7 protein-coding genes are annotated in these 11,313 nt (G+C 41.3%); all 7 read right to left on the reverse strand.

Annotated features, from left to right (window positions below):
- Positions 1-335 precede the first annotated feature (335 nt).
- The gene (locus tag KI659_RS14940; RefSeq protein ID WP_213946172.1) at positions 336-1,961 is read right to left on the reverse strand and encodes a hypothetical protein; all 1,626 of its coding nucleotides are present in this window, start codon (positions 1,959-1,961) and stop codon (positions 336-338) included.
- 8 nt (positions 1,962-1,969) lie between these two features.
- Entirely contained in the window at positions 1,970-2,509 is a 540-nt protein-coding gene (locus tag KI659_RS14945) for a hypothetical protein (RefSeq protein WP_213946173.1), read from the reverse strand.
- A gap of 260 nt (positions 2,510-2,769) precedes the next feature.
- Positions 2,770-6,948, reverse strand: coding sequence for a T9SS type A sorting domain-containing protein (locus KI659_RS14950; protein WP_213946174.1), 4,179 nt, complete (start codon positions 6,946-6,948; stop codon positions 2,770-2,772).
- A 41-nt stretch (positions 6,949-6,989) separates the two neighbouring features.
- The gene (locus tag KI659_RS14955) at positions 6,990-7,712 is read right to left on the reverse strand and encodes a fibronectin type III domain-containing protein (protein WP_213946175.1); all 723 of its coding nucleotides are present in this window, start codon (positions 7,710-7,712) and stop codon (positions 6,990-6,992) included.
- Positions 7,713-8,910: 1,198 nt separating this feature from the next.
- On the reverse strand, positions 8,911-9,159 hold the full coding sequence (locus tag KI659_RS14960; RefSeq protein WP_213946176.1) for a hypothetical protein: 249 nt from the start codon (positions 9,157-9,159) through the stop codon (positions 8,911-8,913).
- Between the two features lie 59 nt (positions 9,160-9,218).
- Positions 9,219-9,794: a hypothetical protein gene (locus KI659_RS14965; RefSeq protein WP_213946177.1), complete on the reverse strand. Its 576-nt coding sequence runs from the start codon at positions 9,792-9,794 to the stop codon at positions 9,219-9,221.
- A 14-nt stretch (positions 9,795-9,808) separates the two neighbouring features.
- The coding region (locus KI659_RS14970) for an RHS repeat domain-containing protein (RefSeq protein WP_213946178.1) at positions 9,809-11,313 on the reverse strand (1,505 nt) is incomplete at its 5' end.

Below are 11,313 nucleotides of genomic sequence, written 5' to 3' on the forward strand. Positions count from 1 at the left end.
ACTTGAGGTTCACGTGGTTGTCATGGTTGTCCGCTTTTCCGACGCTACGCATCGGAATTCGCCGTTGTCATTATTGTCATTGTTGTCAGATCCAGCATCAAACGTGGCCATTCTAGCCGTATTGGCCTTTCCGTATTTTAAATGCCCAGTGCTCAGCGCTCAGAACTACCGTTGTGCGAATGTCTTCAGACTTCGCACCTCTGAGTAAAGAGTCTCCGACTCGGGTGTCGGCTACTTTACAACCGATAAAATTGAAGAAGCGGTCAGTCCCGCTGGTCATCTAATACAATTATGCCAGCGGGACGTTAAACCTTTAAACCACTATTAGTCAGCTTTTAATTTGTTGCTAAATTCGGATTGATATCAATTCTGCCCATCCAGGCTTTTCTGTTCAGCTGTCCGAATAGGATCAACTGATTGTTTTCAACTTGCTTGGTGATAATAGGCCGGGCAAACACATCGATATCTTTTGTTTTGGCAAGGACGCTTTTGCTTTTTTGACCCTCGCGATCAAACCCAACCATCACAACCTGGTTATTATTTTTACCTTTCAGCCCTTTATAGTCCTCGAGGTATTCAACTTCAAAATTCTTTACATTCTCATTGAACACCATATAGATTTTGTCATTTAGAAAGGCCAGGCCATGAGACAGGTAAAAATCCTTTTCCTCTTTGGAGTGTTGGTTTTTCAAAACCTTACTACTCCATTGTTCTGTCCCATCGCTATTGAATTTAAAAGCATATACGCTTCCAAAACGGTAACGTTCTGTCTTTTGAGAGTTCATCTGATTCTGATGGAGCGGGTGAACCCCTTGCTGAAGATATTTGGATTGACTCGAAGGGTTCCTGTACTCATACCCCACATGGTCCGTTCTCTCTTCGGCAATAAAACCAATGGTTCCATCTGAATAGGCTAGAATCCTACTGGGATTCAAATTGCCTATGACGGTTACTTTGCTTTTAGGGTCTTCAGCACGATATCCCTGTGAAGTTAGCTGTTCGGTAAAGGCATTATATTCTTGATAAATCACCTCATGAGTGTCTGCTGCGAGTTTCATCGTATAAAGCCCAGCAGAGCCTTTACGTTTTTTATAATTGGAGTATATGCTCACACAGTGTAGCCCTCCCTGTACATCAATCCCAAGCATCATGTTGGAAAATGGATCAAATTGGGAAACCAACTCCGTAGAAGCCAATCTGCCATCCCTACTATAAGATTGTAGAAATGATCTTGATTCAGGCTCACCGCCCTGTTTCACCTCCCTATTTTTACCTTGTTGTTTAATTACAAAATGAACCCTTCCATCATTATCAATCTTGGCGTCTGATACATGAACATACCGGTTTTCATCCGTAAGCCTGGCTGTATACTCCCATTCTTTTTCCATTCCCGGTCCAAATACTGCCATATCAAAAGTCGCCGGCTGCCCGGCTCCCGTTGGGTGGCGGAAAAACACCATCACCTTCTCTCCATCAGGGGAAACTTCTATATTGATTTTTTTGAGCATCTGCGGTTTGAACAACAGGGGCAGTTGGCTCTGGCTCACCTGCTCCGGACTGCCTATCGGCTGTAGTGTCTGCTTGTCTATTTTCTGATAGAAAACATTCTGACCTTTCTTCATTGTCGTGAAGAACATGACCAGATCATTGTTGAATTGGATCAGTTCCTCAAACAGAAAAAATCCGGCATAAGGCCTTTTGTCCAATTTCATGGAGTGTACCAGATTCAGGTTTTCATCATACCGCTCCAACACAGGTTTTTTGACAAAATCATCGATATGGTCAGCCTTACTGGATTTTACGGCATAGACTCCTAGATCATCCTGTCCGATTATCCGGTGTATGGTCCTGTACTTTTTTCCTTTCAGCTTTTTGGCTTTGACCAGTTGGCCGGTTTGGTTTTGGGCCTCCACCGAAAAAGCAAAAAATAAACTCAATAAAACAATGACGAAACTTCTCATAATAATTATCAATTAAGGTTAAACAATAGTCCTAAAACCAACACATTCGTAGGATTGCCTTGGTGATCATTGAGGTTCAGGGTGTAGGCTGCCCTAAGCATAAAAGGCACTTCCAATACTATCGCCCTGATACCGGCATTGACCATAGGGCCATGGATGCTTTGGCGCAGAGTGGATGGTTCATCGCCTAGGCTTTCAATATGCATGTAATCGTAACCGAGTCCAACGAATCCCCCAAAAAGCGCATCAGAATAGGGGCTGGAAGCATGTCCAAAATTATATTCTACCACTAAAGGAACATCCACCAAAAGATCTGAAGCCCAACCGCCGGTAATGCCCAGCCCTAAATGGGTTCCAAATGACAAGGTAGATTCATCTGTCAATTCCAAGAAATTAACTCTGGGAGAATAGGCCAGCCCTGCTGGGATGTTGCTAGTCAAGTTAGTGGAAAAAACCCCCGCGGAATGGGAAAAGGTGACTTGAGCTTTTAAATTGGACAAAACGCCACCTAGTGAAAATAAGATGACAAAGAGGTAAAGTTTTTTCATGGAAATAAGAATTTAAAAAGATGAATATCTAATTCGGCCTAAGGGGACGAATACTGAATAATTTAAAGCTGCAACTAAACAAAAAAAGTACCAAAAATTTAATACATGAATAAAATGCCAAATATTTGGACTTAAAACTTAAAACCTGTTTATTTTTTAATCCCTTAATTTGTCCCGTTGGGCATCCAATACAGTTATGCCAGCGGGACGCAAAACCACGTAAAAATTTGCGTTTTACACATAAAAAATCCACTCAATAATTACTTAACAATCAATCTTTTACTCATCAAAACAGGTTGATTATCGCCATAAGTCCTAATCAAGATTTGATAAAGACCACGAGTTAATTGATTTACATTATATAAAACCTCATGTTCTCCGGCTTTGCCGATTTCTTGACCAATTATGTCAATCAGCTTGCCCATACTATCATATATATGGATTTCATAGGGGGCATCGTGTTGCAGGGTAAAAGGAATATGGACAATAGAACTCGCGGGGTTGGGGTAAATATTGTTTAGCCGGGCTGCACCCCTAATTTCTCCTTGGGATGTATAAGTAACCTTAAACTCACTCCCCTTGACAGTTGAAATCTTATTGGTCTTAGCCATATCGTAGGATGTACCATGAGTCAAGTCTACCAGTTTAAGCTGACCAGACTTTAAATTATCGATGGACCAACTTAGATCAATCTGCTCTTCAGTACTGTTAATTTGAAATTCCCAAGAATATCCCTCCAGCTCTGAGACAAAATCCCTGGTAAACGGAAGCCCCACAATTTCTTTATCCAAAAACGAAATGTCTACATACGATGCCATTCTCGGCATAAGGGGTAAATCGTAGCGATCAAACCCCTCCACAGCCTCTTCTAAAATACCCAATGCTGAAACATTGTTTGATAATCCAGATGGTGTGCCTAGGTTAAATGACAATTTCCAACCAGTATCTTCTCTGGAAGCTAACCTTGCAGATGAGCCTGCCCCTAATCCAACCGGTAAAACAACCTGCTTTGGGGAAGGAGAAAACACAAACACACCCTCAAATGGCCTCAACATAAGCTCTTCATAATAGTCCCCGACAAACCCTAATGGGGACGGCACATCTCCCAAATTCTTGTTGGTAGCTGCTACGAAATCCCAATCCAAATCGAAGGGGTAAGGATTACTGATCATATTCCACCCTTCCTCCAGCTCCAATTGAAATGGATCGCCGGGAGTCACCCTAGCCACACTACCCACAAAATTCAAGGGCTGGTTCAATGCTGAAATGAGCCAATAGGCCTTACCCATTTCCAATCGCTCATTTCCAGACATTTCCCTCAGTTCTCCGTCTGCAAGTGAAATTATCCGCCATAGTGCCTCATGTACTTCCCCAAAATCACGTCCCAGGGTATTGGATACCGTGGCATCTGGCTGGTCTAAAGGAACACTAAAAAGCCTATAGTCCTCGGTGGCCACCCCAGCATGTGGCAAAGCATAAGATAAAGGAGCGGCAGAACTGTAAGTTCTATAGATAACCTTCTCCTCACTTATAGACGTATTGTCAAACTCATCAGTGGTTTCTACATGAAATACCATTCCCAACTCATCAAAATTGACTTCCTCAAAGCTGTAGGTTATATTCAAGGTGTCACTGGGAATCTCTGCCAAATTCCCAGAACCTTTCCATTCCAAGTCATCCTCAGCTTGCCTGATTCCCTTATATTTAATTATGGCTTCCGAAATTTTACTGTGATCAGCTAATTCAAGTTGGATTTCATACGCACCTTCGAGATAAAAATATTCTTTTGATTCGTGTCGAAATGAGATAATGGGCGGCAAATCGTCATCCAAAGTATTGAAGATCAAAGGTTCACTCCAGGCAAGCCCCTTTTCAGTACGTACAAAAGCCCATACATGGTATGCCCTATCTGGACTGAGATTGGTCAAGGTGGCAGCAAAGCTCATTTCATCTTCCAATAGAATTGCGTTTTGCATAGAGGGCTCAGGTTTAATTGACCACGCAAACCCTCTTTCGAGTACTTTGGCTCCCCCTTCAGACTCTATTTCCGATTGCACTTTAGCGGTAGTTATATCAATGTTCACTGTGCTAGGGGTGGCTATGCTTGCCAATACGGTGGCTGTGGTAAGGGAATAAACTTCACTCACCACCGTATCAGAGTTGTTCATTATGATAAATGCCTTAAACCAATAGGTAGAATTGGGGGCAAGTCCTTCAACTTCTGCTTCAAAACCCTCATGGCTTTCAACTACACTGTCCTCAAAACCTGGATTATCAGTTTGGGCGAAAATAAACCCACGAATCGATATCGAATCAGCGCTGACATTTTCTACAGATGTACTTAGGGTTACTTTTCCTGGTTCCATTTCAGACACCTGTAGGTCACCTATAACTGGAGGAAGCGGTTTCTCTACATTAAATTTAACCAGTTGCAATTCATCTCGAAAGGCATCCGAATTACCTGCTCGGCCCAGCCCGGAGTTACCCCAAGACCACAATGAACCATCATTTTTAAGGGCAAAATTAGTATCAAAATCGTTGGTATATACATGCTTCCAATCCTTATCCTCTCCCAACTGTATTATTTCACTTGGGTCGGAAAGTTCTCTATGGTCTAAATGAAAAACATTCTCCCCAGATGCCCAAAGGGTCCCATCCTCTTTAATATAAAGAGCTCCATATCGTCCAGGCGCAGCTTCTTTCCAATCATTATCAGTTCCAACCTGAAAAGGAGTCAGTCTTATTTCCTCAGTATTGGCCATATGCTTATCAATATTTTGGCCCCAACGCCATAAGGTCCCGTCATTTAAGATAACGAGAGTCTGTACACCTGAGCTTCTTATCTCTCTAATATCAGCAAACACACCCGAACTGTCCATCAACACAAACTCTGCCCTGGTAATATTATCCCCTGTGCCCAAATTTCCAAATGTATTTTGGCCTGCCACCCACACTTCTCCATTTCTTTTTACAAGAATGCTGTAATTGTTTGCTACGCTTACTTTATACCAATCAGAATCCTCTTTCAAGAGCCTCAGATTCCAGGGCACATTATTTTCGTATGGATAAAAATCGCCTAAGATATATATATCACCATTTTCTCTTAAAAATAAGCTATGACCCATTGTATAACTAAATTCTTTCCAGTCATTAAAATCAGATAGACGGGTTTTCTCTAGTAAGGTTTCTCCAAGTATGCCATCCCAGCTGACAAAATTCCCCCAACCATACAAGAAACCGTCGGTATCAAATCCCGTCACGTTCCTGTCATTGATTTGAATTGAGGTAAGTCCTTTTCTTTCTATTGGAAAAGGCAGCCTATAGTCTACGGTGTCAGGTAAAAAATGTCTTTCCGGGTGTCTAGATCCCCAAATATATTGATTACCTCCTTCACCAGATGCAATAAATGAATCTAGGCCTGAGCTAAAAGAGCTTACTGGAAAGGGAATCTCCAGCCTGAAAGGAAATGCTTTATTTCCATGAGTGCCTATTCCAAGATTACCATTCAGATTCCAACCCCAAGTATACACCTCATTATCGTTTGTTATCCCTAAATTGACGCTTCCAGTTTCTACCTCTTTCCATTTCATTTCATTAGCAAGCATCCATTCCCCATCCTGAAATAGAAATAGATTTCCTTCCTCGTCAATCAATGAGTATCTACCCGAATAGTTGAAAGAACTGAATTTTTTCTCTGGTAAGAGAGGATCTAAGCCCTCCAAAGCGGTTCTTAAGCGATCCCAACTCCACATGCTGCCATCTTCTTTCATCGCAAAGCTGGCACTTAAATCATAAGCCACCTTCCAATCATTCTCAAGATTAACAGCTTTTAATGATTGACCTGGTTCCCACCCTCCGTCTTCTTGAATAATCCGGTTAAAAGCCCACAACGTACCATCTTCTCGAACTCCAGCGAAGCCAGATGAACTTAATTTAACTGATTTCCAACTTGTTTCAGGAAAAATCTCCACGGGTGTTCTTTGAATGCTGATTTCCCCCAAATTCAATCTATTATTTTGGTTGCTTCCCCAACCCCAAATTTTTCCATCAATAGTTAAAGCAATTGCTGTATTTTGAAGAAAATTAATTTCCTTAATTTTTGCAGGAAACTTTACTTGGGTCGGCGTAGAAGCTGTTGCTTCTTCACCTATCCCCAATTTTCCAAAATAGTTCGTCCCCCAGCCCCAAACATCACCATTCACATCAATGGCGAGGGTGGCATCCGGGCTGGCATAAATCTTTTCTATTTCTATATCTAAATTTAAAAGTTCAGGAACATCCCCATCCCCTTTCCCACTCGCCAAGCCTGTACCACCCCATCCCCAAAGTTGATTCTCATCATCAATAAAATAAACAGGTCCGCCCCTTGAGGTAATCCGTTGGGCTTCTGCCTGCAAACTGATCAATATAAAAACAGCAAAAAGTAGAAATCTCTTCATATTCCAAAAATCATTTAATAACTAGTTTACAATCAGTCCCTTTACCGTTTTGAAGGGAACGCCGTCTTGCCAGGCAGAGCCGGGGCTTCAGGTAGCCTATCTTTAGTATAAAAGTCATATTCTTCGCTATATGACAAGCCAACTTCATTTCTGGCAAAAGCTCTGACGAAGTACTGAGTATCCGGCTCAAGTCCTGAGAGGGTCTGATTAAATTCTTCCCCTTCAGCAAAAATGACATGCCCATCCTCTAGGGTAGGCTCGCTACTCCGTCCCCAGCAAAACCCTTTCTCTGCCACTTCGGATCCTCCATAGCTTTCCATTTCGGCATTAACCCTGGCCGAATTGACGGTTATGTTTTCAATTTGAAGTAACGCTACTCGAGGATAGGTTGATGAAGTTTTAAATTCATACTCCCTACCATAGCTGATGTCCACACTGTTTCTAGCAAAAGCCCTTACAAAATAATTGGTACCAGGCTGAAGCCCCGTAAGACTAGCCTCCATGTTATCGCCCTCCAACAGGGTTTGGTTATCTTCAATGGTAGGAGGAGAACTTATTCCCCAGGCTAATCCCTTTTGCTGAATAGGGTCTCCCCCATCATCTAGGATAATGACACCAGATAACGCGGACTCATGGGTAACATCAGTTACTTCTTGGGTTTCAACTGATGGTCTAAGCAATTCAAAATCCTCTTCACAGGACCACAGGGCAAGAGACAGGAAAAAAATAAAACCACCCTTCTTAGATTTCAAAATATCAATCATATCTATCAAGTAAAAACAATAATTTAAGCAGCTATATGAATTTTTAAACAATAACTACTGCTAAATTACGTTTACATGGATTAATATCAAATTTTTAAGTAATTTTTTACTTATTTTTATACATAATCACCCTTTACAGTCTTTAAACGATATATTTAAAAAATTAATGATTGCTTTAACTCAAGAAGATTGTATTTGGAAGACGCCCCCTTCGGCTTCCCATCGCCTTCACTCAGGGACCACGCTCAAAAAAATAATTGGTGGAGCCAATATATAAACATTATGGGCTTGCGTGAGCCCACGCCTCATCCTCCTCGCCGCTCCGCGGTTTCTAAACCCCTAAACCAGGCCGCAGGCCGAATAACCTTCTAAACTACGTAGGTTAGAAGATTATTTCCCAATCATCCCTGCGGGGATCTATGAAATAGGTTTAAGGGTTGAATGGATTAAGGGATTAACGTAAGGTACTTCCACTCCTTAATCCATTAATCAGTCCTTCAGGGAATATAGCGCAGCTATTCCCTGAAGGACCTTAAACCTATCAACCAAGCCGTGAATGTCAAGTGTTCGGGATAACGTTATAAACTATGGAGTTTATAAACCCACTNGGGATTAACGTAAGGTACTTCCACTCCTTAATCCATTAATCAGTCCTTCAGGGAATATAGCGCAGCTATTCCCTGAAGGACCTTAAACCTATCAACCAAGCCGTGAATGTCAAGTGTTCGGGATAACGTTATAAACTATGGAGTTTATAAACCCACTCTCCTGCTCTTCGGAATTTGCAATTCCGAAGCCAGACCACCATTTTCAGTGGTCCCGATAAGCGCAGCGGTCGGGATAAAAAGGATTTGCAATTCTTCTAGAAGGTGTTCTTAATCCACCATATAAAGCAATCGGCTTAACCTAATTTGCTTATTCATTAATCATCCGCATTATACCCCAAAGTAAAGGCAAAGGCATCCTTACCTGTCCTCAGGCCGTTGACTCCATCTGCACCAGGATCACCATCACCCGGTATATTCACATCCAAACTTCACCTCAGAGGAATCCATCCAATATATGTGGGACAAATCCTGCCGAGGCAGGTGTGTATTTGACTTCTTTATTAATTTTTATCTCTGTGTGAATCTGTGACATCTGTGGTGAGTTATAGTCAAATCCCCATTCTGGTACATCACAAAGTTCACATTCCCACTCACCAAATCATATACATATTCCGTACGCTTAGGGGCCAGTCACGGGATCTTTTGAAGTAAACCCTTTCCTCCCCTGCAACCTGGCCTCCCGATCCGCAAATGCTTCTCGGGACAGGCTCCTCGCTAACCCCGAAAGCTTTCGGGGCCACCGGAGCAATTTTTAACGCTCGGTCCTCATGTTCATCATAGCTATATAACGTAATCACCGTATCCTGCCGGTCCTTCTCGATCATGGCGGTCCAGCTCAAACCTAATGACGTTTTTCATGAAGGAAGACACTTTCATTAGTCAAATAAATGTTATCTGCTTAATTACAATAAAAACCGTAAGGACTTAATGAACCAAATCTGTTACTATTGGATTTTGGAAGTTGGTCTACATATTTCATAAAATCAATATATTGCTCTTCAGAAGGTTCTGTTTCATGGATATTAATTGATGGAATATAAGCAACAAAATAACCCCAGCATTCAACATTAAACACGTAACCTTTAACAACCTCCTTAAATTTTTCATCCGAAGAAACATATATTCTTGTTTTTACTCCTACATAATTGATTGGAACAGGGACTGAAATCGGATCTTTATACAAAGTATCTCCATTATAAACGATTGTATCCCTTTTAACGAACTTTAATTCATTTAATTTGGAATAATAATGTACCAACTTTCTACCATCTTCTCTACTCCTCCCAATCAAAGTCTGATCAATTTTATTTATTTTAGTATGGTAACCATACATTACTTCATATTCTGAATTTGCCTTTACATATAATCGTTTGGTTTTAAGCTGCCAATATCCTACATACCCATACCATATGACTGGAACAATTATTGAAATTACTATTATTGAAATTAAAAATCTTTTAAAATTAAATGTCATATCTATGAAAGTTATTATTTATACTCCTTTTCTTTTTCAAAATACGATCTAGACTTCCAAATTCCATCTGGTTTATATTCCAAACTGCCAGAATCATTAACTGACTCAACAGCATTACTATAAACCTTAATCCCACTTCCTTTTCCATCAATAATAATTTGGCTTTCGGCCCTTATACTGCCTTCTTGGCTGTTTCTGTAAAATGATGGTTCACTTAATATCCAATCTTCACCTAGTCTTATTTTACTAGCTTCTGAATTTGAAATAGAAATAGATTCAAAAACCACAGATTGGTCTCCACTTTTAAAACTTCCTCCTATACCATACCCCACTCTAATTCCAAACAAATTTTTCCCAAACTGCACACTTCCTCCTAGCCCCCATTTAGCACTTACTGTACTCATTGACATGCCTATAGCCTCCATTGCTTTTGAGAATGTCGGTTTCTTGTATGCAAAGTTGAAACCTCCATCAATACCTATTTCTGCTCCTCCAATAATTTTAGGATTTGTACTACTTTCACTTAAATTTTGGTTACCAGGCCATACGGCAGTATAGGTTTTAAATTGGGTTTTACCAATCATATCCCAGGCAGTACCGTTTGAAATACCCAAATTAAATCCATAAAAATTTCCCACGGCCACATTTATACCTTCTGAATATATACTTGTTGAATTCCAATATTCCAACCCATCCAAATCAATCCCATCAATCGGCCTATTTGATGCGAACTGGTACGGTGTCAACATCGGGTAAGATTTAGTCAAAGGATCCACACTCAAAAACTTCGCAATCTTCGGATCATAAATCCTAAACCCATAATCCTGCGTACCCGTCTCTGAATCATTTTCTTTCCCATTGAACCCGTATCTATAAGATAAGGAGTCTTGGTAAGCTCTCCCCTCCATGGCTAACCCGAATGGGTAATAATCAGTCAGATTGATAATTTCAGCCCACGTGCTATCTGAAGATTGGTGGATGTTGTCTGAAACCACTGCTAATACATTGCCTAAATGATTGCTTAGCTCATACCGCTTTCCTCCCAGGTTCCTATATCCTTGCTGTGAACTGGCCACCTGAATACCCAATCTTGAACTGCCGTATATCGACTGCTCCGTCAAAGAATCCACCTCATAAATTGCCATCGGATTGCCTGACGCATCCCTCACATACCTCTGAACCGATTCCCCTACCTTCTTTTCAATACGCTGCCCTGCGGCGTCATACCTGAATTCCAACTTAGTCCCATCTGTCTTGCTCACGGATCTGATTTTACCGTAAGGATTCCATTCTATATTGGTGATACCTTCTTTCTCATCAGATATCAGTTTTCCTACCGCATCATACCTGTAATTGATATCATCAGTCGAAAGCGCTAAACTTCCAGTCTCTCCTCCTTTGTTCTGCCCCGGCGCATTGGCCTTGCCGTTACCTTGGCCATTATTGCCTCCCTTTCCGTTTCCATTGCCCTTCGGGGCCTGCTGCTGGCCGGCCTGCTGGTCAAGTTCAATCAGGTTCC

This window comes from Litoribacter ruber (genome assembly GCF_018449405.1).
In the GTDB taxonomy this organism is placed as follows: domain Bacteria; phylum Bacteroidota; class Bacteroidia; order Cytophagales; family Cyclobacteriaceae; genus Litoribacter; species Litoribacter ruber.

Coding starts and splice junctions, on each gene's coding strand:
- KI659_RS14950 (WP_213946174.1), bottom strand. CDS start 6,948: ATGAAGAGATTTCTACTTTTTGCTGTTTTTATATTGATCAGTTTGCAG.
- KI659_RS14955 (WP_213946175.1), bottom strand. CDS start 7,712: ATGATTGATATTTTGAAATCTAAGAAGGGTGGTTTTATTTTTTTCCTG.
- KI659_RS14940 (WP_213946172.1), bottom strand. CDS start 1,961: ATGAGAAGTTTCGTCATTGTTTTATTGAGTTTATTTTTTGCTTTTTCG.
- KI659_RS14965 (WP_213946177.1), bottom strand. CDS start 9,794: ATGACATTTAATTTTAAAAGATTTTTAATTTCAATAATAGTAATTTCA.
- KI659_RS14945 (WP_213946173.1), bottom strand. CDS start 2,509: ATGAAAAAACTTTACCTCTTTGTCATCTTATTTTCACTAGGTGGCGTT.